The sequence below is a fragment of the Pseudomonas sp. P179 genome (assembly GCF_000478485.2).
GTDB lineage: Bacteria > Pseudomonadota > Gammaproteobacteria > Pseudomonadales > Pseudomonadaceae > Pseudomonas > Pseudomonas aeruginosa.
Map to the genome: position 1 here is coordinate 386,385 of NZ_KI517354.1, position 23,395 is coordinate 409,779.

20 protein-coding genes are annotated in these 23,395 nt (G+C 68.0%); 7 read left to right on the top strand and 13 right to left on the bottom strand.

Annotated elements, in window-relative coordinates; translation table 11 throughout:
• Positions 1-55: 55 nt before the first annotated feature.
• Complete coding sequence (locus HMPREF1224_RS14375) at positions 56-1,402, bottom strand: OprD family porin (RefSeq protein ID WP_003089861.1); 1,347 nt, start codon at positions 1,400-1,402, stop codon at positions 56-58.
• Between the two features lie 362 nt (positions 1,403-1,764).
• On the opposite strand from HMPREF1224_RS14375, the gene HMPREF1224_RS14380 reads away from it, so the two are divergent.
• On the top strand, positions 1,765-1,983 hold the full coding sequence (locus tag HMPREF1224_RS14380; protein WP_003089862.1) for a hypothetical protein: 219 nt from the start codon (positions 1,765-1,767) through the stop codon (positions 1,981-1,983).
• Positions 1,984-2,140: 157 nt separating this feature from the next.
• On the opposite strand, the gene catA is transcribed toward HMPREF1224_RS14380, so the two are convergent.
• Genes catA through HMPREF1224_RS14395 form a run of 3 tightly spaced genes read right to left on the bottom strand, consistent with a single transcriptional unit; the run spans position 2,141 to position 4,561 of the window.
• Positions 2,141-3,073 carry a catechol 1,2-dioxygenase gene (catA, locus tag HMPREF1224_RS14385; protein ID WP_003113307.1) on the bottom strand — a complete coding sequence of 311 codons (933 nt, stop codon included), beginning with the start codon at positions 3,071-3,073 and terminating at the stop codon, positions 2,141-2,143.
• 44 nt (positions 3,074-3,117) lie between these two features.
• Positions 3,118-3,408 (bottom strand): muconolactone Delta-isomerase, encoded by a 291-nt coding sequence (catC, locus tag HMPREF1224_RS14390; protein ID WP_003089864.1) that lies wholly within the window; start codon positions 3,406-3,408, stop codon positions 3,118-3,120.
• Positions 3,409-3,439: 31 nt separating this feature from the next.
• On the bottom strand, positions 3,440-4,561 hold the full coding sequence (locus HMPREF1224_RS14395) for a muconate cycloisomerase family protein (RefSeq protein ID WP_003113308.1): 1,122 nt from the start codon (positions 4,559-4,561) through the stop codon (positions 3,440-3,442).
• 161 nt (positions 4,562-4,722) lie between these two features.
• Between HMPREF1224_RS14395 and HMPREF1224_RS14400 the strand changes: the two genes are divergently transcribed.
• Positions 4,723-5,595 (top strand): LysR family transcriptional regulator, encoded by an 873-nt coding sequence (locus HMPREF1224_RS14400; RefSeq protein ID WP_003089870.1) that lies wholly within the window; start codon positions 4,723-4,725, stop codon positions 5,593-5,595.
• Positions 5,596-5,603: 8 nt separating this feature from the next.
• Here HMPREF1224_RS14400 and HMPREF1224_RS14405 read toward each other — a convergent pair whose 3' ends face one another.
• Complete coding sequence (locus HMPREF1224_RS14405; protein WP_003113309.1) at positions 5,604-6,605, bottom strand: AraC family transcriptional regulator; 1,002 nt, start codon at positions 6,603-6,605, stop codon at positions 5,604-5,606.
• 316 nt (positions 6,606-6,921) lie between these two features.
• On the opposite strand from HMPREF1224_RS14405, the gene antA reads away from it, so the two are divergent.
• Genes antA through antC form a run of 3 tightly spaced genes read left to right on the top strand, consistent with a single transcriptional unit; the run spans position 6,922 to position 9,845 of the window.
• The gene (gene antA, locus HMPREF1224_RS14410; protein WP_003113310.1) at positions 6,922-8,316 is read left to right on the top strand and encodes an anthranilate 1,2-dioxygenase large subunit; all 1,395 of its coding nucleotides are present in this window, start codon (positions 6,922-6,924) and stop codon (positions 8,314-8,316) included.
• Positions 8,313-8,804, top strand: coding sequence for an anthranilate 1,2-dioxygenase small subunit (gene antB / locus HMPREF1224_RS14415; protein WP_003158531.1), 492 nt, complete (start codon positions 8,313-8,315; stop codon positions 8,802-8,804). Before antA ends, antB begins: the two co-directional genes overlap by 4 nt.
• An 18-nt stretch (positions 8,805-8,822) precedes the next feature.
• Positions 8,823-9,845, top strand: coding sequence for an anthranilate 1,2-dioxygenase electron transfer component AntC (antC, locus tag HMPREF1224_RS14420; protein ID WP_010793060.1), 1,023 nt, complete (start codon positions 8,823-8,825; stop codon positions 9,843-9,845).
• Positions 9,846-9,850: 5 nt separating this feature from the next.
• Here the strand turns inward: antC and HMPREF1224_RS14425 are convergent, their stop codons facing one another.
• The 8 genes from HMPREF1224_RS14425 to HMPREF1224_RS14460 all read right to left on the bottom strand — a co-directional run bounded on the left by HMPREF1224_RS14425 (position 9,851) and on the right by HMPREF1224_RS14460 (position 20,787).
• Entirely contained in the window at positions 9,851-10,612 is a 762-nt protein-coding gene (locus tag HMPREF1224_RS14425; RefSeq protein ID WP_003116862.1) for a 1,6-dihydroxycyclohexa-2,4-diene-1-carboxylate dehydrogenase, read from the bottom strand.
• 24 nt (positions 10,613-10,636) lie between these two features.
• Positions 10,637-11,650 (bottom strand): benzoate 1,2-dioxygenase electron transfer component BenC, encoded by a 1,014-nt coding sequence (benC, locus tag HMPREF1224_RS14430; RefSeq protein ID WP_003109537.1) that lies wholly within the window; start codon positions 11,648-11,650, stop codon positions 10,637-10,639.
• A gap of 33 nt (positions 11,651-11,683) precedes the next feature.
• Positions 11,684-12,172: a benzoate 1,2-dioxygenase small subunit gene (benB, locus tag HMPREF1224_RS14435; RefSeq protein ID WP_003120077.1), complete on the bottom strand. Its 489-nt coding sequence runs from the start codon at positions 12,170-12,172 to the stop codon at positions 11,684-11,686.
• Positions 12,169-13,536: a benzoate 1,2-dioxygenase large subunit gene (benA, locus tag HMPREF1224_RS14440; RefSeq protein WP_003113315.1), complete on the bottom strand. Its 1,368-nt coding sequence runs from the start codon at positions 13,534-13,536 to the stop codon at positions 12,169-12,171. Before benA ends, benB begins: the two co-directional genes overlap by 4 nt.
• Before the next feature lie 116 nt (positions 13,537-13,652).
• A complete protein-coding gene (locus HMPREF1224_RS14445; RefSeq protein WP_003109534.1) occupies positions 13,653-14,609 on the bottom strand; it encodes an AraC family transcriptional regulator in 957 nt (318 codons plus the stop codon).
• Positions 14,610-14,815: 206 nt separating this feature from the next.
• Entirely contained in the window at positions 14,816-17,971 is a 3,156-nt protein-coding gene (locus HMPREF1224_RS14450) for an efflux RND transporter permease subunit (protein WP_010793061.1), read from the bottom strand.
• Between the two features lie 22 nt (positions 17,972-17,993).
• A complete protein-coding gene (locus HMPREF1224_RS14455) occupies positions 17,994-19,448 on the bottom strand; it encodes an efflux RND transporter periplasmic adaptor subunit (RefSeq protein ID WP_010793062.1) in 1,455 nt (484 codons plus the stop codon).
• 52 nt (positions 19,449-19,500) lie between these two features.
• Positions 19,501-20,787, bottom strand: coding sequence for a TolC family protein (locus HMPREF1224_RS14460; RefSeq protein WP_003113317.1), 1,287 nt, complete (start codon positions 20,785-20,787; stop codon positions 19,501-19,503).
• 512 nt (positions 20,788-21,299) lie between these two features.
• Between HMPREF1224_RS14460 and HMPREF1224_RS14465 the strand changes: the two genes are divergently transcribed.
• Positions 21,300-21,974: a heavy metal response regulator transcription factor gene (locus HMPREF1224_RS14465; protein ID WP_003089900.1), complete on the top strand. Its 675-nt coding sequence runs from the start codon at positions 21,300-21,302 to the stop codon at positions 21,972-21,974.
• Entirely contained in the window at positions 21,971-23,389 is a 1,419-nt protein-coding gene (locus tag HMPREF1224_RS14470; RefSeq protein ID WP_003089902.1) for a sensor histidine kinase, read from the top strand. The genes HMPREF1224_RS14465 and HMPREF1224_RS14470 overlap by 4 nt, the downstream gene beginning before the upstream one ends.
• Positions 23,390-23,395: the final 6 nt, after the last annotated feature.

A 23,395-nucleotide genomic window follows, 5' to 3' on the forward strand; every position in this document is an offset into this window, starting at 1 on the left:
CCGCCAGCAACGGGCTGTCGCAGAGCGCCGCCCCGGATGGGGCGGCGGCGCGCCTTCAGAGGATTTGCAGCGGGTATTCGACGATCAGGCGGACTTCGTCGAGGTCCGACTCGAAGCTGTCGGAGCGCACCGTGGCCTGGCGCACGCGGAACGCCAGGTCCTTGGCCGCGCCGCCCTGCACCACGTACTTGACCTCCACGTCGCGTTCCCAGCGGCCCTGGTTGGTCAGCGGGTTGCCGTTGGCGTCGGTGCGCATGTAGACGCTGTTGGCATTCGAATAATCGGCGTCCCAGCCCTTGCCATAGCGGGTCATGAAGCTCAGCCCCGGCACGCCGAAGGCGGCCATGTCGAGGTCGTAGCGGAGCATCAGCGAGCGTTCCTTGGGCGAGTTGAAGTCGCTGTACTGGATCGAGTTGTCCAGGTAGATGGAGTCGGTCTGGCGCAGGTAGTCGAAGTCGTCGTCGCCGTTGTTGCGCTGGTACGACAGCAGCACCTGGTGCGGGCCGTAGGCGAAGCCGCCGCGCACGCTCCAGATGTCGTTGTCGAGTTCGCCCATCACCTGCCTGCCCTGGTCCTTGACCTTGTAGTAGTTGGCGCCGCCGAGCAGGGACAGCTTGTCGTCCAGCGGATAGTTGAAGCTGGTGCCGGCGTAGTACTGGTCCCAGGCGTCCTTCTGGCGGCTGCCGTAGAGGCTGACGCTCCAGTGCTCGGTGGCCTGGTAGTCGCCGCCGGCGTAGGCGACCCACGGCGAGTCGATGCGCCGGCCGGTGTAGAAGCTGTAGAAGTCGTCGCTGCCGCTGGTGCTGTTCGGCTGGGTCATCGAGTTCAGCTTGCCGGCCTGCAGGGTCAGGCCCTTCGCCAGGCTGTCGTTGACCAGGGTGAAGCCACGGAAGCTGGAGGGGAACAGCCGGCTGTTGCCGTACTGGATCACCGGGGTTTCCGGGAACACGTCGCCGACCCGCAGCACGGTGCCATACCAGCGCAGCTTGACCGCGCCGCCGGCTCGCGAATAGTCGTCCTGCGGCCGCCCCTGGTCGTCATAGGGCAGCAGGTCGACGCTACCGCCGGCGCCGGAACGCCCGCCGCCGCTGTCCAGGCGCACGCCGAGCTGGGCGAAGGCGTCGATGCCGACGCCCAGCGTGCCCTGGGTGAAGCCCGAGGAAAAGTTGGCCATGAAGCCCTGCACCCACTCCTCGGTGTAGCCGCCGCCCGCCGGGCTCGATTGGCCCTTGCGGAAGTCGCGGTTGAAGTAGAAGTTGCGCAGCAGCAGGTTGACCTCGCTGCCCTCGATGAAACCTTCCTTGCTCCGCTCGGCGTTCTCCTCGGCGACGGCCGAGGCCATCAGTCCGGCGCCCAGCAGCAGTGGAAGCGTCCACAGTCGTTTCTTTCCATCCCCTTGCATGGCGATTGCTCCAGATCGGTTCATGTCTGTTTTTCTTCTGCGGCCATGCCTTGCGGCGCTGGCTGTGCGTGAACTTCTGGTCGATCGCGCCCCCGCGCAGTCCTGCCGCAACCGGCATTGACCGTGGGGCTGATTCTGGAACCGGGGAAATGACGCAGACATGAGGCGGGGATTACTTTTCCGCAATCTTAACTCGCACTTAATGCGCTTCGCGCAGACTCCTCCGCCATGCAACGGAGCATCGCCGAAGTTATCGGAAACGTAATTTTCCACTCACCCTCGGGTAATCCGTCCGCTCTTACTCTTTGCTCAAACGGGACGAATACCTCGCCCCGGCGACGAGCCAACCCGAGAGGTTTGCCATGAAGATCATCCCGATGCTGCTGGCCGCCCTGCTGGCGACCGGCGCCGCTACTGCCCAGGCCCAGGACGGCAGCGAACGCTCCTGGCAGTACAACGCCGAATTCCGCGCCGCGCAGAAAGAACTGCGCGAAAAGCGCCTGCAGAAGCAACAACTGGAAGCGCAAGCGCAGAAGACCGACCGCAGCAAATGCGCCGAGCGCAAGAACGGCAACGGCTGAGCAGCCTTTCACCGAGCAATACACTTGTCCTTTTTGGGTTGCTCCTTTGGACAAGTCCTGAGGCGCCAGTCATGGCGCCTTTTTTTATCCGCCGTCGCGCCTGGCGGAAGAAGGCGGCATGGTCGCCAGCGACCAGCCGCCCTCCCCGCTCCCCGCCTTACCCCTGCAATGCCCGCGGCCGCTGGCTGCGGCGCTCGGCGGCGGGTGCCGGGCTGGCCTGGAGCTGGAAGTCGAAATCCAGTTCGGCGAAGCGTCCGCCCTCCACGCCGCGGTCGCGGGCCGCGGCGGGGTCGTCGTTGAAGCGCAGGTCGCCGATCAGCCCATCGCGGGTGGCGTAGGCGAAGTCGTCCCACAGGTAGCGGTCGCCCGCCAGGTTGATCTGGGTGGTCAGGTGGCGATGGCCGGGCGCCGAGACGAAGAAGTGAATGTGCGCCGGCCGCTGGCCGTGGCGGCCGAGGCGGTCGAGCAGTTCCTGGGTCGGGCCGTCGCTCGGGCAACCGTAGCCGGACGGCACGATGCTGCGCGCACGGTAGCGGCCGTCGGCGTCGGTACGGATGCGCCGGCGCAGGTTGTATTCGGACTGGCTGCTGTCGAAGTAGGAATAGGTGCCTTGGGTATTGGCGTGCCAGACATCGACGATGGCCCCGGCCAGCGGCTGGCCGTCGGGACCGCTGACGCGGCCCTGGAGGAACATCACGGTGCCGGCGTCGCGGCCGTCGTCCATCCGTGCCTCGCCGTCGCTCAGCGGCGCGCCGGCGACGTACAGCGGCCCTTCGATGGTGCGCGGCGTGCCGCCGGTGAGGCCGGCCTCGGCGTCCTGGGCGTCGAGCAGCAGGTCCAGGTAATGCTCCAGGCCCAGCCCGGCGGCCAGCAGGCCGGCCTCCTGGCGGCTGCCCAGGCGGTTCAGGTAGTCCACCGCTTTCCAGAATTCGTCGGGCGTGACCTGCATTTCTTCGATCAGCTTCGCCGTGTCGTCGAGGATGCGCCGCACCAGGGCCTTGGTGCGCGGATCGCCGCGTTCGTTGAGCTGGCCGCTGGCCTCTTCGAAGAAGCGCTGGACGTCGGCAGTCTGGGAAATCTTCACGGTCATGGCGTTTGCCTCTGCTTGTTGTTGTCGGGCGTGGGAAGGGAATCTCAGCGGTCGTCGGCATGGATCGACGAGGGATGCCGGCAAAGCCCGTCGATCTCGATGTCCATGTAGGGAAACAGCGGCAGCCGGGTCAGGGTGTCGTGCAGCGCCTCGACGCTGGGCAGGTCGAACAGGCTGTAGTTGGCGTAGTGCCCGGCGATCCGCCAGAGGTGCCGCCAGCTGCCCTCGCGCTGGAGGCGCTGGGCCATTTCCTTCTCCTCGGCCTTGAGCCGCTCGGCCTGTTGCGGGTCCATGTCGACGGGCAACTTCACGGTCATCTTCACGTGGAACAGCATCGGTCGTTTCTCCTCTGTCTGCGGGACGGCTTCAGCGCCGGCGGAAGCGCGCCAGGCGCTCCTCGTCGAGCGCCAGGCCGAGACCCGGCGCACGCGGCACGTGCAAGTGGAAATCCTGGTAGCGCGGCGACTCGAGGAGGATGTCCTCGGTCAGCAGCAACGGGCCGAACAGTTCGCTGTGCCAGGCCAGGCGGTCGAGGGTGACGAAGGCGTGGGCGGCGGCCAGGGTGCCGATGCCGCCCTCGAGCATGGTCCCGCCGTACAGGCCGATCCCGGCCGCCTCGGCGATCGCCGCGCTACGCAGCACCGCGCGCGGTCCGCCGTTCTTGGCGATCTTCAGGGCGAACACCGGGGCGGCGCCCTCGCGAGCCAGGTGGAAGGCATCCTCGACGCTCTCGATGGCCTCGTCGGCCATGATCGGCGCGCCGCCGCGGCTGCTCAGGCGCGCCAGGCCTACGCGGTTGTGGCGGGCGATGGGCTGTTCGATCAGGGCGATGCCGTTGTCGCCGAGCGTCGCGCAGGCACGCTGGGCAACGCCTTCGTCCCAGGCCTGGTTGACGTCCACCCGCACGCTGGCGCGCTCGCCGAGGGCGCGCTTGATGGCGATCGCGTGGGCCACGTCGGCATCCACCTCACCGGCGCCGATCTTCAGCTTGAAGTGCCGGTGGCGGCGCAGGTCGAGCATCCGCCCGGCTTCCTCGATGTCGCGGCCGGTGTCGCCGCTGGCCAGGGTCCAGGCCACCTCCAGGCTGTCGTGCAGGCGGCCGCCGAGCAGTTCGCTGACGGCCAGGCCGAGGCGCTTGCCATGGGCGTCGAGCAAGGCGGTCTCGACCGCCGAGCGGGCGAAGGTGTTGCCCCTGATGTGTCGGTCCAGACGCTGCATCGCGGCATTCACGTTGTCCGCCGGCTGGCCCAGCAGCAACGGGGCGAAATGCGCGTCGAGATTGCTCTTGATGCTCTCCGGGCTCTCGCTGCCGTAGGCCAGGCCACCGATGGTGGTGGCTTCGCCGAGGCCCTCGATGCCGTCGCTGCAACGCAGGCGGAGGATCACCAGGGTCTGCCGGTTCATGGTGTGCATGGCCAGCTTGTGCGGGCGGATGGTCGGCAGGTCGACGATGATCGACTCGAGGCTTTGGATCACGGCTTGGCTCATTCTCGGGGGTCCACCAGGGTTGCGGTCGGGTTTTCGACGGTTCGCTGCTCAAGGCTCGCTCGATACCGAGCGGGTTTCGCCGTCGTTTCGGCCAAGCATCCATCGCCTTCTTCACTGGGGTCCAATATCATCTTCCTCTCGAACCATACCCTGGAGGTATCATGGAGCTTCGTCACCTGCGCTACTTCCAGGCGCTGGCCCGGACCCTCAACTTCACCCGCGCCGCCGAGCAGTTGCACATCGCCCAGCCACCGCTGAGCCGGCAGATCCAGCAACTCGAGGAAATGCTCGGGGTGGCCCTGCTGGAGCGCGGCCGGCCGCTGCGCCTGACCGAAGCCGGGCGCTTCTTCCACGAACAGAGCGCGACGCTCCTGGACCAACTGGAAAGCATCTGCGACAGCACCCGGCGGATCGGCCAGGGCCAGCGCCAGTGGTTCGGCATCGGCTTCGTGCCCTCGGCGCTGTATGGCGTGCTGCCGGAGCTGATCCGCCACCTGCGCGGCGACCCGGAGCTGGAGCTGGGCCTGCTGGAGATGACCACCCTGCAACAGGTCGAGGCGCTGAAGAGCGGGCGTATCGACATCGGTTTCGGACGCATCCGCATCGACGACCCGGCGATCCGCCAGAGCGTGCTCAGCGAAGAGCCGCTGGTCGCCGCCCTGCCCGCCGGGCACCCGTTGCTCGGCCAGCCGCTGAGCCTGGAGCGCCTGTCGCGCGAGCCGTTCGTGCTCTACCCCGGCCAGCCGCGGCCGAGCTACGCCGACCACGTGCTGGCGCTGTTCGCCACCCACGGCCTGAGCCTGCGCGTGACGCAATGGGCCAACGAGATGCAGACCGCCATCGGCCTGGTCGCCGCCGGACTCGGCGCGACCCTGGTGCCGGCCTCGGTGCAGTTGCAGCACCGCGACGACGTCGCCTACCAGGCCCTGGCCGACGCCTCCCTGACCTCGCCGATCATCGTCAGCCGGCGCCAGGGCGACGGCTCCCCGCACCTGCGGCGCTGCCTGGCGCTGATCGGCCGCGAGGACGCCTGAACGCCCTCTCAGGAGCGCCGCGCAGCGCGGCGCTGGGTCATGCTCGGGGTTTCCTCGAAGCGCTTGCGGTAGTCCACGGAGAAGCGTCCGAGGTGGCTGAAGCCCCAGCCCAGGGCGATCGTCGAGATGCTGCGGGCGCCGCCGCTGGCGAGGATTTCCTCGCGCACCGCGGCGAGCCGGTAGTGCTTCAGGTAGCTCATCGGCGACACCCCGAAGTAGCGACGGAAGCCCTCGAACAGCTTGAACCGCGAGACCCCGGCGGCGCGTTCCACGTCCTCCAGGCTCAGGGTCTCGCGGGCGTTGGCCTGGAGAAACTCGCGGGCGCGCAGCAGGTAGTGCGGCGGGCGCCCGCCAAGGCCCTGCTGCAGGGCCTCGCTGTAGTTGTTCGGCTGGGCCAGGATCAGTCCCTTGATCAGCGCGCGTTCCAGGTCGCTGCTGAAAAACGCCTGGGCGTAGAGTTCGCTGCGCGCCATCTCCTCGCTGATGTGCCGCACGGTGCGCCACCAGGACGCAGAGGCGCCGTCCAGGGCATCCATCTCCGGATCGAAGCGCAAGGGCGTATCGATCGGCCGCTGCAACATCTCCTCCAGGACCTTGCGCATCGCCGTGCGGCCGATCACCACCTGCAGCTTGCGGCAGTCCCCGGCGATGCTCAGCTCCTGGCGCTCGTTGGGCGCGATGATCACCCCGCGGCGGACGTCGGAGAGCAGGCGCAGCCCGCCCCGGCACAGCTCCTGCTCGCCGCTGAGTGGCAGGCTCAGGCTGTAGGCGTTGAACGCCGCGGCATCCTCGACGGTGATGGTGACGTCGGTACCGTAGCCGATGTAGCCGAGGGTGGTGCACATCGACTTCAGCACGTTGCCGTGGTGCTGGAACTGCACCAGTCCCGGGCTCGCCGCTTCGAGCCGGTGCGGCCCGCAGACCTTCGACATCCAGGAACGGGCGGCGGCCAGGTCCAGGTGGTCGGCATGGAGATCGCCACGATCGGCGACGGGATGGGTCCTCATCATGGTTCGGCACTCGACACGGCAAGGCTGGGGGTGCGCTCTGCTGGCGCTCTGTTTTCAGCAAAATGCAAGGCATATGCCGGCGCAAGGCCGGCTCCCCGCATCCTCCACTATCCGGATAGCGTTCGCCGACTTTCCGGACAAAGCGTCCGCCGCAAGCGCCGCTCGAACCTCGGCCGAGCCCTCCGCGAGCCCCCCGGCCGCTCCTCGGCGGCTGCGGATTTTCGGGATGCGCATCGTCGACTAAGCGGATAGCCCGCCCCCGCTCGCGGCCGTTGAATGGGTCACCCATAACGACAACGCACAAGGGTGAGAACGCATGAACGCTACCCGCAGAAGCCTCGAACAGTGGCGCGACTATGTCGGCGGCTGCCTCGACTTCCGTCCCGAGGAAGGCATCTTCCGCATCGCCCGGGACATGTTCACCGAACCGGAGCTGTTCGACCTGGAGATGGAGCTGATCTTCGAAAAGAACTGGATCTACGCCTGCCACGAAAGCGAACTGGCCAGGCCCCACGACTTCGTCACCCTGCGCGCCGGACGCCAGCCGCTGATCGTCACCCGCGACGGCAACGGCCAGTTGCACGCGCTGGTCAACGCCTGCCAGCATCGCGGCGCGACCCTGGTGCGGGTCGGCAAGGGCAACCAGTCGACCTTCACCTGTCCGTTCCATGCCTGGTGCTACAAGAACGACGGCCGGCTGGTGAAGGTCAAGGCGCCGGGCGAATACCCGGAAGGCTTCGACAAGGCCACCCGCGGCCTGAAGAAAGCGCGCATCCAGAGCTACAGGGGCTTCGTCTTCGTCAGCCTGGACGTCGCCGGCGAGGACGACCTGGTGGACTTCCTCGGCGACGCCCGGGTGTTCCTCGACATGCTGGTGGCGCAGTCTCCCAGCGGCGAGCTGGAAGTGTTGCCCGGCACCTCCACCTACACCTACGAAGGCAACTGGAAGCTGCAGAACGAGAATGGCCTGGACGGCTATCACGTCAGCACAGTGCACTACAACTACGTAGCCACCGTGCAGCACCGCCAGCAGGTCGAGGCCGAGCGCGGCGGCGTGGCCGCCACCCTCGACTACAGCAAGCTCGGCGCCGGCGACGCGGCCACCGACGACGGCTGGTTCTCCTTCGCCAACGGCCACAGCGTGCTCTTCAGCGAGATGCCCAACCCCGCCGTACGCCCCGGCTACGCCAGCGTGATGCCGCGGCTGGTGGCGGAATACGGCCAGGCCCGCGCCGAGTGGATGATGCATCGCCTGCGCAACCTCAATCTCTACCCCAGCCTGTTCGTCATCGACCAGATCAGCTCGCAGCTGCGCATCGTCCGCCCGCTGGCCTGGAACCGTACCGAGATCGTCAGCCAGTGCATCGGCGTAAAGGGCGAGTCGGACGCCGACCGGGAGAACCGGATCCGCCAGTTCGAGGACTTCTTCAACGTCTCCGGGATGGGCACGCCCGACGACCTGGTGGAGTTCCGCGAAGCCCAGCGTGGCTTCCAGGCCCGCCTGGAGCGCTGGAGCGACATCTCCCGCGGCCACGGCAAGTGGCTCGAAGGCGCGACGCCGAACAGCCAGGCGCTGGGTATCGCGCCGCTGCTGACCGGCACCGAGATCACCCACGAAGGCCTCTACGTCAACCAGCACGCGCATTGGCGGCGCTTCCTCCTCGACGGCCTGGAGCGCCTGGCCCTGCGCGCGAAGGAGGTGACCCCATGAACGCCGGACTGCAGTACCGCGTCGAACAGTTCCTCTACCGCCACGCCGAACTCTGCGATGCCCAGGACTGGGACGGCTACCTCGCGCAGTTCGACGAACAGTGCGAGTTCCACCTGCCGCAGTGGGAGTCCGAGCAGCGCTACACCCGCGATCCGAAGCGCGAGATGTCGCTGATCTACTACCCCAGCCGTGCCGGCCTGGAAGACCGGGTGTTCCGTATCCGCACCGGCAAGGCCGCGTCCACCGTGCCGATGCCGCGCACCCTGCACCAGATCGGCAACGTGCGCATCGCCGAGGAAGGCGACGGCCTGCTGCGAGTGCGGGTCAACTGGCAGACCCTGTTCCAGCGCCTGGACCAGACCGGCAGCTTCTTCGGCCATGCCACCTACCGCCTGAAACCCCATGGAGAGGCCTGGCTGATCGCGCGCAAGCACATCGTCCTGCTCAACGACCGGATCGACTCGGTCCTCGACTTCTACCACCTCTGAACGGCGGGACCCGTCACGATGAATCACAAAGTCGCCCTCAGCTTCGCCGACGGCAAGACCCTGTTCCTGCCCGTCGGCCACGACGACCTGCTCCTCGACGCCGCCCTGCGCCACGGCATCAACCTGCCGCTGGACTGCCGCGAAGGGGTCTGCGGCACCTGCATGGGCCGCTGCGAGGCGGGCAGCTACAGCCTGGACTACGCCGACGAGGACACCCTCTCCGCCGCCGACCTGGAGCAGCGCAAGGTGCTCGCCTGCCAGACCCGGGTGCGCTCCGACGCGGCCTTCTACTTCGACTTCGCCTCGACCCTCTGCCATGCCGCCGCGGCCCAGGCGCACAGCGGCGTGGTGCGCGAACTGCGCCTGCTCTCCGAGGACACCGCGCTGCTCCGCCTCGACGCCGGCGCCGCGGGCCGCCAGCTGGACTTCCTGCCCGGCCAGTACGCGCGCCTGCAAGTACCCGGCAGCGACTGCCGGCGCGCCTACTCCTTCGCCAACCGGCCGAATCCGCAGAACCACCTGCAATTCCTCATCCGCCTGCTCCCGGGCGGCGCCATGAGCGACTACCTGCGCCAAGGGTGCCGGGTCGGCGACGAGATCCGCTTCGAGGCGCCGCTGGGCACCTTCTACCTGCGCCAGGTGGAGCGCCCGTTGCTGCTGGTGGCCGGCGGCACCGGCCTGTCGGCGTTCCTCGGCATGCTCGACGAACTGGCCGAGCGCGGTTGCGAGCGGCCGGTGCATCTCTACTACGGGGTACGCCGCGCCGACGATCTCTGCGAATTGCAACGGATCGCCGGCTACGCCGAGCGGCTTCCCGGCTTCCGCTTCGTCCCGGTGCTCAGCGAGGCGGACGCCGACTGGGATGGCCGGCGCGGCTACCTGCACGAGCATTTCGACGCCGCCCGCTTGCGCGACGAAGCTTTCGACCTCTACCTGTGCGGGCCTCCGCCGATGGTCGAGGCGGTCCGCCAGTGGCTGCGCGAGCACTCCCTGGAGCATCTGCGGCTGTACCTGGAGAAGTTCACCGAAAGCGGCGACTGAAGCGCTCAGCCGAGGTCACCGCCAGCTACCGGCAGGGTCACGCCGGTGATGTAGGACGCCTCGTCGGAGGCGAGGAAAAGGATCGCCGCGACCTGTTCGTCGATGCTGCCGTAGCGCTTCATCAGGCTGCTGTCGAGGGTCTGCTCGACGATCTGTCGATACCAGCGCCGCTCCTCCTCGCTCTGCGCCGCGGCGTTGCGCGGAATCCTTCGCGGCGGCGCGTCGGTGCCGCCCGGCGCCACCGCGTTGACGCGGATGCCCTGGTCGGCGGTCTCGAACGCCAGGCAGGCGGTCAGCGCGTTCACCCCGCCCTTGGCGGCGCCATAGGGCACCCGGTTGACCCCGCGGGTGGCAACCGACGAGACGTTGACGATCGCCCCGCTGCCCTGCCCCAGCATCGCCGGCAGCGCCGCTCGGCAACACCACAAGGTGGGCAGCAGCGAACGCCGCAGCTCGGCCTCGATCTCGTCCTCGGCGTAGTGTTGGTAGGGCTTCGCCCAGAGGGTGCCGCCGACGTTGTTGACCAGGATGTCCAGCCGGCCGAAACGCTCCAGGGTCCGCTCCAGTACCCGCTGGCATTCGGCGTAGCGCTCCAGGTCGGCGGTCAGGCACAGGCAGGCGTCGCCGGCCAGTTCGTGGACCAGCTCGGAGCGGTCCACCGCCACCACCCGCGCGCCTTCCTCCAGCAGGCGCCGGACCACGCCCAGGCCGATACCCTGGGCGGCGCCGCTGACCAGGGCGACCTTGTCGCGGAATCTGTCGTTCATGGGAATCTCCTTGGCTGCTCGGGTTCAGGCCGCGCTGGCAGCGAACTTTTCGTAGTAGAAATTCGCCGGGCGCACGCCCTGCTCGCGCAGGTAGCGCTCGACCGCCTCGACCATCGGCGGCGGCCCGCACAGGTAGATGTCGACGTCGCCCTCGTGCAGGTGCTGCGCGGCGATGTGCTCGGTCACGTAGCCCTTGCGCGGATAGTCGCTGTCGGCGCTGGCCACGCAGGCGCTCCAGGTGAAGCCGGGAATCCGTTCGGCGAACGCCTCCAGGCGCTCGAGCCCGACCAGGTCGACGTCGTGGGTCACCCCGTAGACCAGGTGCAGCGGGTGCGCGCTGCCCTGCTCGGCGATCCGTTCGAGCATCGCGGTGAACGGCGCCAGGCCGGTGCCGCCGGCCAGCATCAGCAGTGGCCGGTGAATCTCGCGCAGGTAGAAACTGCCCAGCGGGCCGTCCATCGCCAGGCTGTCGCCGGCCCTGGCCGTGCCACTGAGGAAGCCGCTCATCAGCCCGCCGGGGACGTTGCGGATCAGGAAGCTGACCTCGCCGTCCTTCGCCAGCGAGCTGAAGGAGTAGGCGCGGCGCTGCTCGCTGCCGGGTACCTGGAGGTTGACGTACTGCCCGGGCAGGAACGCCAGGCTGGCCAGCGCCTCGCCGCGCAGCGACAGGCCGATGGTGCTCGGCGACAGTTGCCGGACTTCGCTGATGCGCGCCTCGTAGCGCGCCTGGCCGGTCCTGCACAGGGTCGAGGACGCCGGCACGCGCAGCACGCAGTCGCTTTCGGCGCGCATCTGGCAGGTCAGCACGTAGCCGCGGGCGGCTTCCTCGGCGCTGAGGGCATCGTCGATGTAGTCCTGGCCCAGCGCATAGCGCCCGGCCTCGGCCAGGCACTTGCAGGTGCCGCAGGCGCCGTCGCGGCAGTCCAGGGGGATGTTGATGCCCTGGCGGTAGGCCGCGTCGGCCACGGTCTCGCCGGGCGCGGCATGGATGAAGCGGGTCACCCCGTCTTCGAAGTTGAGTGCGATCCGATGGTTCATGGCATGTCCCTCGACAGCCCGCCGGCGCGGGCGTCAGACGTGGTAGACGTCGATCAGCTGGCGAACGTAGTCGTTCTTCAGGATCACTTTCTTGGCCTTGATCAGCGGACTCTCGCCGCGTACGTCGAGGTCGTAGAAGGTGGTGCCGAAGTAGCTGTCCACGGTCTTGTAGCGATAGCTCAGGGTGTGCCAGTTGCAGCGCGCGCGGCAGATGCCGTCGTCCTCGCCGAGCAGTTCGATGTTGCTCAGGTTGTGCGAGGTGCGGGTGTCCGGCAGGGTCGCGCTGGAGCGCTCGGTGCGGATGCGGAATACCCGGTCCTCCAGGCCGCCGCGGTTGCCGTACCAGATCAGCGAGATTTCCCGCTGCGGGTCCTCGGTGAGCTGGTCGCGGTCGTCCCAGGACGGCATCCAGAAACTGGCGTCCGCGGCGTACAACGCCAGCCAGGCGTCCCAATCCTTGTCGTCGAGATAGCGCGCCTCGCGGTAGAGGAAATCGCGCAGGGCGTCGTAGCCCAGGCTCATGACGCCACCTCCCGCAGCGCCACGCGCTGCGTCCGCTCGCGCTCCAGGGCGGCGAGCAGCGCCTCCTGCCAGTAGCGATGCTGCAATACGAACAGCCCTTCGTCCTCGGTGCGCACGCCGCTCAGGCGCGGCCGCAGGTCGATGGCCGCGGCCGCCGCGTCGGCGCCCTCTATCCAGTGTTCGGCGCCGCGCGACAGGTCGTTCCAGCCGACCACGCTGCCCTGGTAGCCCTGCTGGCAGGAACGGAACTCCTCCAGGTCGTCCGGGGTGGCCATGCCGCTGACGTTGAAGAAGTCCTCGTACTGGCGGATGCGCCGGGCGCGCGCCTCGGCGCTCTCGCCTTTCGGCGCGATGCAGTAGATGGTGATTTCCGTGCGGTCCACCGACAGCGGCCGGGCGATGCGGATCTGCGAGCTGAACTGGTCCATCAGGTACACGTTGGGGTACAGGCAGAGGTTGCGCGAGTTCTCGATCATCCAGTCGGCGCGGGCCTCGCCGAAGTCGCGGGCAAGCTCGGCGCGGCGCTCGAAGGCCGGCCGGTCCTCGGGGTTGGCCCAGCGACTCCAGAGCAGCATGTGGCCATGCTCGAACGAGTAGAAGCCGCCGCCCTGCCGGGCCCAGCCCGCGGCGCTCATGGTCCGCAGCGGGTCCGCGGCGTCGCGCTGCTGGCGCTGGCTCTGGGTCGCCGCGTAGTTCCAGTGCACCGAGCTGACGTGGTAGCCGTCGGCGCCGTTCTCGGCGGTGAGCTTCCAGTTGCCTTCGTAGACATAGCTGGAAGAGCCGCGCAGCACCTCGAGGCCTTCCGGCGACTGGTCGACGATCATGTCGATGATCTTCGCCGACTCGCCCAGGTGCTCGGCCAGCGGCCTGACATCGGGGTTGAGGCTGCCGAACAGGAAGCCACGGTAGGACTCGAAGCGCGCCACCCGGGTCAGGTCGTGCGAGCCCTCGCAGTTGAAGCCCTGCGGGTAGCCGGCCTCGGCCGGGTCCTTGACCTTGAGCAGCTTGCCGGAGTTGTTGAAGGTCCAGCCGTGGAACGGACAGGTATAGCTGCTGCGATTGCCGCTCTTGTGCCGGCAGAGCATCGCGCCACGGTGGCTGCAGGCGTTGATGAAGGCGTTGAGCTGGCCGTCGCGGTTGCGCGCGATGACGATCGACTGGCGGCCGATCTGGGTGGTCAGGTAGTCGTTGACTCCGGCAACCTGGCTTTCGTGAGCGAGATAGACCCAATTGCCCTCGAAGATGTGCTTCATCTCCAGTTCGAACAGGCGTGGATCGGTGAACATCTCCCGCTTGCAGCGGTAGACGCCGCGCTCGGGGTCTTCCTCGAGCAGAGAACGCAAGTAATCGCTACCCAGGGACATGGCCGGGGCCTCCGTTGTTATTGTTCAGGCCCGGTCAGGTTAGGTAGCGCGTGCTGCTGGGGATATCCGTTGCCTGCGGATCGCTGGCCGATTCCTGCACGCCGTGGCGGTCGGCGCTAGGCGCGCCGGCGCAGGGTTTCCGAAGGCAGCTCGCCGAACTGCCGGCGATATTGCTCGGCGAAGCGGCCGAGGTGGGCGAAACCGAAGTCCAGGGCCAGTTCGGTGAGGTTGCGTACCCGGCAGCCGGGGTCTTCCAGGCAGGCGCGGATGCGCTCCAGGCGCAGCCGGCGAATGTATTGCCGAGGGCTCTCGCCAAGCTGGCGCTCGAACAGCGCGTACAGCGAACGGGTGCTCATGTGCGCCTGCTCGGCCAGCGCCGCGACCTCGATCTCGCTCTGCAGATGGCGGCGGATGTAGGCATCGAGGCGGGCGAAGACGACCTGCGCATCGCCGGGGTCCTCGCGGCTGACGTTGGTCTTCAGCAGGGTCAGCAGCTTGCTGCCGAGGATCTGCTCGAAGTGGCTGTCGACCCGCGCCAGCCGCTCGCCGGACTCGGCCTCGCGGCAGACCAGGGCGAGCAGGCCGACGAAGCCTTCCAGCTGGTCCAGGCGATAGCGATGTTCGAGGAAACGCACGCCGCGCGCCGGATGGCTCCAGCGCTGCTCGGCGCAGATCGCTTCGAGCAGCGCGCAGGGCAGCTTGACGATGAATTTCTCGCAGTCCGCCGAATAGGTCAGGTCGACCGGATCGTCCGGGTTGATCAGCAACAGCTCGCCCGGCGCCAGGGCGTGTTCCTGCCCGCCGCCGCGCCACAGGCAGTGGCCGCGCAGGAGGATCTGCAGGTGGAAGATGCTCTCCAGCGCCGGCGAGGTGACCCGTACCGCCGCGCCGTAGCTGATCCGGCACAGGTCGAGGCTGGCGAAGGTGCGGTGGTCGAGGCTGGCTTGCGGCCTGCCGGCGGCCGGCAGGCGTATGCAGTGCGTACCGACGTGCCGGTTGACATAGCCGGACACCGCATAGGGGTCGGCACGTTCGAACACCCGGCTGCGCTCGCTGAGCAAGGAGGCATTCATGGGCAGGACACTCAGGCTGCTATCGTTGTTGTTATCGCCGCGCGGCACCAAGCGCCGGGCGCGGAACGTCCACCCACACTACGCAAGCCCTCCGCCGGCGACAATCCGGGCCGGCAATCGCGTGCGGTAATCGAACGGAATCCGTCCAACGGCCAACGAAAAAGGGCCGCCAGGGTTTCCCCTGCCGGCCCGCTTGCGCGCCCGCTTCAGCCGGCCGCCGGCGTCTCCTCGCGCGGCCCGGCGTCGCGCCCGTGGGTCCAGCGATAGAGCACCGGCAGCACCAGCAGGGTCAGCATGGTCGAGGACAGGATGCCGCCGATCACCACCGTCGCCAGCGGCCGCTGCACCTCGGCGCCGGTGCCGGTGGCCAGGGCCATCGGCACGAAACCGAGGGACGCCACCAGGGCGGTCATCAGCACCGGACGCAGGCGGGTGATGGCGCCCTCCCACACCGCCTGGTCGAGGCTGCGTCCTTCCTGCAACAGGTTGCGGATGAAGGAGATCATCACCAGGCCGTTGAGCACCGCCACCCCGGACAGGGCGATGAAACCCACCGCCGCCGAGATCGACAGCGGTATCCCGCGCAGCCACAGGGCCAGCACCCCGCCGGTGAGGGCGAAGGGGATGCCGGTGAACACCAGCAGGCCGTCCTTGACGTTGTTGAACATGGCGAAGAGCAAGGTGAACACCAGCAGCAGCGCCACCGGCACCACTACCTGCAAGCGCTTGGCGGCGGACTGCAACTGTTCGAACTGGCCGCCCCAGGTGGTCCAGTAGCCGGCCGGGATCTTCACCCCGTCCTGCAGCTTCTGTTGCGCTTCCAGCACGAACGAGCCGATGTCGCGGCCGCGCACGTTGGCGCTGACCACGATGCGCCGCTTGCCGTTCTCCCGGCTGATCTGGTTCGGTCCCGGCGAGAGGACGAGGCGCGCCACGTCCGACAGCGGGATGAAGTCGATCCGCGCCAGGTTGTTCGGCGGCAGCGGGATCAGCAGGTTGGACAGTGCCGGCAGGTCGGCGCGCAGGGTTTCCGGCAGGCGGATGACGATGTCGAAGCGGCGGTCGCCCTCGAACAGGGTACCGGCGTTGCGTCCGCCGAGGGCGGTGGCCACGGTGTCCTGGATGTCGCCGACATTGAGGCCGAAGCGTGCCGCCTTGTCGCGGTCGATGTCCACCGTCAGCACCGGCAGGCCGGTGGTCTGCTCGACCTTCACCTCGGAGGCGCCGTCGATGCCTTGCAGCACCTTGGAGATCTTCTCCGCGGTGTCGTTGAGCACCTGCATGTCGTCGCCGAAGACCTTCACCGCGACGTCGCTGCGCACCCCGGAGATCAGTTCGTTGAAGCGCAACTGGATCGGCTGGGAGAACTCGTAGACGCTGCCCGGCACCTCAAGGGCCGCGGCCTGCAATTCTTCCAGCAGCGCCTCCCGCGACTTCTTCGGGTCCGGCCACTGGCTCTGCGGCTTGAGCATCACGTAGCTGTCGGAGGCGTTCGGCGGCATCAGGTCGGAGGCGATCTCGGCGGTCCCGGTGCGGGCGAAGACCCGCTCGATCTCCGGGAACTTGCCCATCAGCTTCCTCTCCAGGGTCTGCTGCATCTCGACCGACTGGGTCAGGCTGGTGCCCGGCACCCGCAGGCCCTGCATGGCGAAGTCGCCCTCGCTGAGGCTGGGAATGAACTCGCTGCCCATCCGCGAGGCCACCAGCCCGGTGAGCAGGATCGCGCCGAGGGCGCCGCCGACCACCAGCGCGCGGTGCCCGAGCACCCAGCGCAGCGCCGGTTCGTAGGCCAGACGCGCGCGGCGCATGACGAAGTTCTCCTCCTCCTTGACCTTGCCGGTGATGAACAGCGCGATCGCCGCCGGGACGAAGGTCACCGAGAGGATCATCGCGCCGAGCAGCGCGGTGACCACGGTGAACGCCATCGGGTGGAACATCTTCCCCTCGACCCCGGTGAGGGCGAAGATCGGCAGGTACACCACCATGATGATGATCTGGCCGAAGACCAGCGCCCGGCGCGCCTCCCTGGACGCGGCGAAGACCTCGTGGAAACGTTCCGCGCGGGTCAGCTGGCGGCCGTGGTGGGCCTGGGCGTGGGCCAGGCGGCGGATGGCGTTCTCGACGATCACCACGGCGCCGTCGACGATGATGCCGAAGTCCAGCGCGCCGAGGCTCATCAGGTTGGCGCTGACCCTGTTGCCGACCATCCCGGTGAAGGTGAACAGCATCGATAGCGGGATGATGGTGGCGGTGATCAACGCCGCACGGATGTTGCCGAGGAACAGGAAGAGCACCGCGATCACCAGCGCCGCGCCTTCCACCAGGTTCTTCTTCACCGTGGCCACGGCCTTGTCCACCAGGGTGGTGCGGTCGTAGACGGTGATCGCCTTGACCCCCTTGGGCAGGGTCCGGTTGATCTCCTCCAGGCGCTGGCCGACCGCCTGGGCCACTTCCCGGCTGTTCTCGCCGATCAGCATGAACACCGTGCCGAGCACCACTTCGCGGCCGTTCTCGGTGGCCGCGCCGGTGCGCAGCTCCTTGCCCAGGCCGACCTCGGCGACGTCGCGGATACGGATCGGCACGCCGTCGACGTTGGAAACGATTATCCCGCGGATATCGTCCATGTCCTTGACCTGGCCCGGCGCGCGGATCAGCAACTGCTCGCCGCGCCGCTCGATGTAGCCGGCGCCGACGTTCTCGTTGTTGCGCAGCACGGCGTTCTGCAGGTCGCCGAGGGTCAGCTTGTAGGCCGCGAGCTTCTTCGGATCCGGGGCGATGAGGAATTGCTTGGCGTAGCCGCCGATGGTGTTGATCTCGGCCACGCCCTTCACGTTGCGCAACTGCGGACGGATGATCCAGTCCTGGATGGTGCGCAGGTCGGTGGGCGTGTAGGCGCTGCCGTCCTCCTTGGTCGCGCCCTCCTCGGCCTCAACCGTCCACAGGTAGATCTCGCCGAGACCGGTGGAGATCGGCCCGAGGGTCGGCGAGATGTCTTCCGGCAGTTGCTCGCGCGCCGTGCTCAGGCGTTCGTTGACCTGCTGGCGGGCGAAGTAGATATCGGTGCCCTCCTCGAAGATCACCGTCACCTGGGAAATCCCCGGCCGCGACAGCGAACGGGTTTCCTGCAAACCCGGCAGGCCGGCCATGACGGTCTCCACCGGGTAGGTGATCCGCTGCTCCACTTCCAGCGGCGAGTAGCCGGGGGCGGCGGTATTGATCTGCACCTGGACGTTGGTGATGTCCGGGACCGCGTCGATGGACAGCTTCTGGTAGCTGCCGATGCCGACCCCGGCCATCCCCAGCACCGCCAGCAGGACCAGCCAGCGTTGCTCGATGGCGAATTGGATGATGCGTTCGAACATGCGAAGACTCCTGGAGCGGGACTCAGTGACCGTGTTCCGCCGAGCCCTTGCCCAGTTCGGATTTGAGGATGAAGCTGCCGCTGGCGGCGACCTGGCTGCCGGCGCGCAGGCCCTCGAGGACCTCGACGCGCTGGCCGTCGCTGATGCCCAGCTTGACCGGCTGGAGCACGAAGCCATCGGCCACGCGGACGAACACCACGTCCTCGCCGTCGACGTTCTGCACCGCGCCGTCGGCGACCGTCAGGACTTCCTTGCGGGTCGCCTCGGCCACCTGCACGGAAACGAACAGACCCGGGCGCCAGGTGCTCTCGGGGTTGCTCAGGGTGACCCGGGCGGTGGCCGCGCGGGTCTGCTCGCCGAGCAGGTCGCCGATGTAGGACACGGTGCCCTCCACCTCGCTATCCAGCGCCTGGGCGAGCACCTTGACCTTGCTGCCGACGCGGACCTGGCCGAGCAGTTGCGCGGGCACGTTGAAGGTGGCCCAGACCGAGGACAGGTCGGACAGGGTGAAGACGTTGGCGGTGCCGTCCACCGGCTCGCCCTGGGTCAGGTGCTTTTCCACCAGCACCCCGGCGAACGGCGCGCGCAGCTCGTAGCGGTTGCCGCCCTGCAGGCTGGGATTGCCGCCGAGCGCGGCGATCTTCGCCCGCGCGTTGTTCAGCGCGATCTCGGCTTCCTGCAAACCCTGGCGGGCGAGCAGGAATTCCTGCTCGGCGGAAATGCCCTCCTTCCACAGCTGCTGCTCGCGCTTGTAGGTGCTCTGCGCCAGGCTCAGGCGGCGCTGGGCGGCGGCGAATTCGCTGCGCTGGTCGGACAACTGCGGGCTGCTGATCACCGCCAGCAGCTCGCCCTGCTTCACCGCCTGGCCAAGATTGGCCGGCACGCTGTCGACGATCCCCGGCAGGCGCGGGACGATATGCGCGGTGCGGTCCTCGTTGAAGCGGATCTCGCCGGGCAGCGAGACCACCTGGGCCAGGCTGATCGTCCGCGCCGTATCGAGGGTGATGCCGGCGGCCTCGATCTGCTCGGCATCCAGCTCCAGCTTGCCCTCCTCGCGGGTGAAGGCGAAGTCGTAGCCCTGCTTGCCGGCCATCAGCTTGAGGCGCGCGGTGAAGGCATGCGGCTCGGCGATCCCGGCATTGGCCACCAGGCCATCGCCGCTGGCCTTGAACAGCAGGTCCTCGACCTCGCCGGTGGCACGCTCGACGTCGGCGCCGAGGACCACCTCCTGCGGCGCCAGCGCCTTGCCGCCGCGCTCGACCCAGGCCTTGAGCGGGCTGCCGTCCTCCGGCACCAGCAGTTCCAGGGTCAGGTCGCCCTGGCGCAACAACATGCCGCCGCGCGGTCCGCTGCCCTCGCCCTCGGCGGCCGCTTCGCCGGCGCCGGCCGGCGCCTTGCCGCCCAGCTCCAGGTAGGCGCCGCCGCCCAGGCCGAGCAGTGCCAGTGCGGTCACCGCGATAATCGTCTTCTTGCCCATTCTGTTCTCCCGAACCGTTCGGGGGGCGCGCCGGCGGCCCGCCCCGGAAATCTCACTGGCCGAGGTGGCCGATGTCTTCACCGAGCAGGCGCTCCATGCTCACCCGCGCCTGCGCCGCGGCGTCCAGCGCGCGCACGTACTGGGCACGGACGCCGACCAGGGTGCGCTGGGCATCGAGCACGTCGAGGAAGTTGAACTTGCCCATCTCGAAGCCGCGGGTCATCGAGTCCAGCGCGCTCTGTGCGCCGGGCAGCAGGTCGCGACGGACCAGCGCCAGCTCCTGTTCCGAGGTGCGCAACTGGTCGTAGGCCTGTACCGCTTCGCTGCGCAGGCGCAGCAGGGTCGCGCGCTGCAGGTCGCGGGCCTGGTCGGCGCGGCTCTGGGCGGCGTAGATGTTGCCCTGGTTGCGGTCGAACAGCGGCAGCGGCATCGACAGGCCGATCAGGTTGACCCGTTCGCCACGTCCGTCGCGGGCGGTCTGGTCGTACTTGCTGCCGATGCTGACCGTCAGGTTGGGGATGCGCTGGCGCTTCTCCAGGTCGACCTGGGCCTCGCCGCGCGCTACCTCCTGGGCCGCCAGGCGCAGGGTCGGCGACTCGTCGAGATGGCGCAGCAAGGCGCCACGGGTGATGCTCGCCGGCACCGCGTCGAGCGCGCCGCCGACCCTGGCGAAGCCTGGCTGCGGCTCGTCCCAGGTGCTCGACAGCTGCACATAGGTGCGCTGCTGCTCCAGCTCCGCCTGGCTCAGGTCGAGCTGGGCGTTGTCCGCCAGGACCTGGGCGCGAACCCGTTCCACCGAGGAGATGCTGCCGGCCTTGACCCGTCGGTCGGCGGCCTGCAGCGCGCGCCTGGCCAGGTCCAGGGAGGTCTTCGCCAGGCGCACCCGCTCCTGCGCGGTCAGCGCCGCGTAGTAGGCGCCGCGGACCTGGGCGCGCAGTTCGGCGCGACGGACTTCCAGTTGGGTCCAGGCGATCTCGCTGCCGCGTTTCGCCACCTCCACCCGCGCACCGCGCTTGCCGCCCAGCTCCAGCGGCTGGGCGATGCTGACGCTGGTCTGGCGATTGCCTTGGCGGGTGTCCTCGACGCTCCAGGACAGATCCGGGTTGGGGATCAGCCCGGCCTGCTGCCGCGCGCCGCTGGCGATCTCGGTCTCGCGCCCCACCGCCGCCAGCTCGGGGTTGCTCCGCAGGGCTCGCTCCAACGCCTGCTCGAGGCTGATCGAAGTGCCGTTGAAACTCACCGGCGCCTCGTTCGCCAGGGCCGGCAGGCCCAGGCAGAGTCCCATCAGTAGCCAGCAGGCGCGTTTCCCCGCGCTGGCCAGTGGCCGAAGTATCGGCATGTTCCGCTCCTCGTCTGCTGATCGTCGTCGGCGACGGCGATCCATTACCGGCCCGGAACCACGCAACCGTTCATCGGCGATATCTCGCCGGCGATATTCGAAGTTGCACTTCCGGGATGCGGCAGATGTTAGGTAGCGGGGCTTATCGGCAAGGTGACGGAAGAATTACAAGTCGGTAATGAATATTCTCCACGGACAATTAGCGGTTACACTTCGGCAACCTTCGAAGAGACTGGCAATAGTTGGATGAAACATAGGGACAAAAGCAACATGCGCTTACAAAAGGCATTGCCTCTCACGCCCAGCGGTGCTTGCGCCGCGGACATTTCCAAAGTTCTCAGGCGGACTCCCGGGAGAACTACCCGGTCATTCGATAATTATCATCGAAGCAGCGCAACGATATGAAATTACATTTCCAGGATTCTATCCAGGCAACGCCCGCAATGTAACTTTATAGCAATGCACTTAAACATTTACTTGAAAATGAATCCATACTTTATATAGGGGCGAACATGCGCATCCTTATTATCGAAGATGAAGTCAAGACTGCCGACTACCTGCACCAGGGCCTGACCGAAAGCGGCTACATCGTCGACCGCGCCAACGATGGCATCGACGGCCTGCACATGGCCTTGCAACACCCTTACGAACTGGTGATCCTCGACGTCAACCTGCCCGGCATCGACGGCTGGGACCTGCTCCGCCGCCTGCGCGAACGCAGCAGCGCGCGGGTGATGATGCTCACCGGGCATGGCAGGCTGACCGACAAGGTGCGCGGCCTCGATCTCGGCGCCGACGACTTCATGGTCAAGCCGTTCCAGTTCCCCGAACTGCTGGCGCGGGTCCGCTCGCTGCTGCGCCGCCACGACCAGGCACCGATGCAGGACGTCCTGCGGGTCGCCGACCTGGAGCTGGACGCCAGCCGCCACAGGGCCTTCCGCGGCCGGGTGCGGATCAACCTGACGACCAAGGAGTTCGCCCTGCTGCACCTGCTGATGCGGCGCAACGGCGACGTCATCACCCGGACGCAGATCATCTCGCTGATCTGGGACATGAACTTCGACAACGACTCCAACGTGGTGGAAGTCGCCATCTGCCGCCTGCGGGCGAAGATCGACGACGGCTTCGACCTCAAGCTGATCCATACCATTCGCGGCGTCGGCTACGTCCTGGAAGCGCGCCGATGACGCCACCAGGCCGACTGTCGCTGCGCCTGGCCCTGCTGGTCGGCGCCCTCGGCGCGCTGCTGGCCCTGGCGCTCGGCGCAATGGCGCACTGGAACCTCGGCCGCGAGCTGGAAGCCCGCGAGCGGGAAAACCTGCAATTGAAGCTGGAGCAGATCCGCCACAGCCTGGAAGACGATCTCGACCTGCGCAGCGACCCGGCCGTACAGGCGCATGCCCTGCAGGACCAACTGGTGGCGCACAGCGGCCTGCACCTGAGCATTCTCGACAGCCGCAGCGGCCAGCCGCTGATGAGCTTCGGCGACCAGGCCGCGGCCAGCGTCGCGGCCAACCGCGCGCTTCTCGCCCGCTTGCAGGCGGATGCCCGCCAGCCGGTGTTCCAGAGCTGGAGCACCGGCAACGACCAGCGCCTGCTGAGCATCGGCGCTTCCATGCGCATGAAGAACGGCACCCCGGTACAGGTGTTGCTGAGCAGCGAGCGCAACGCCGACGAGCGCCTGCTCGACGGTTTCCTCCGCGCCACCCTGCTGGCCCTGCCCTTCCTCCTGCCATTGATCGCCCTGGCCGCCTGGTGGGTGGTGCGTGCCGGCCTCGAACCGTTGAACCGCTTCCGCCGGGTGGCCGCCCAGGTCAGCCCGCAGGATCTCTCCTACCGCATCCCCGAGCAGAACCTGCCGCGCGAGCTGGACAGCCTGGCCCGCAGCTTCAACCACATGCTCGGCCGCCTCGAGGATGGCGTACGCCAGCTCTCGCAGTTTTCCGACGACCTGGCCCACGAACTGCGCGCGCCGATCTGCAACCTGCTGGTGCGCAACCAGGTGCTGCTCAGCCAGCATCGCGACAGCGCGGCATACCGCGAAGCCCTGGAGTCCAATGCCGAGGAACTGGAGCGGCTGTCGCGGATCGTCACCGACATGCTGTTCCTGGTGCAGGTGGACAACCCGGCGATCCAGGCCCAGTTCGGCTGCGTCGCCCTGCACGAGCAGGCGGCCAAGGTCATCGACCTGTACGAGATGGTCGCCGAGGACAAGGGCGTCGAGCTGCGCCTGTCCGGCAGCGGCTTCGCCCACGGCGACAACCTGATGATCCAGCGCGCCATTTCCAACCTGGTGTCCAACGCCGTGCGCCACACCCCGCAAGGCGGGCGCATCGACGTGCGGATCGGGGAGCGCGCGGGGCACACCGAGGTGAGGGTCAGCAACGACGGCCCGGGCATCCCGCCGGAGTACCTGCCGCACCTGTTCGAGCGCTTCTACCGCCGCGCCGGACGCCAGACTGGAGCCCAGGCCGGCACCGGCCTGGGACTGGCCATCGTGCAATCGATCATGGCCTACCACGGCGGCCGCGCCGAAGCGGAAAGCGTACCGCAGCAGAAGACCCACCTGCGCCTGCTGTTCCCTTCGACGGGCGCTGCCTGACGCCGG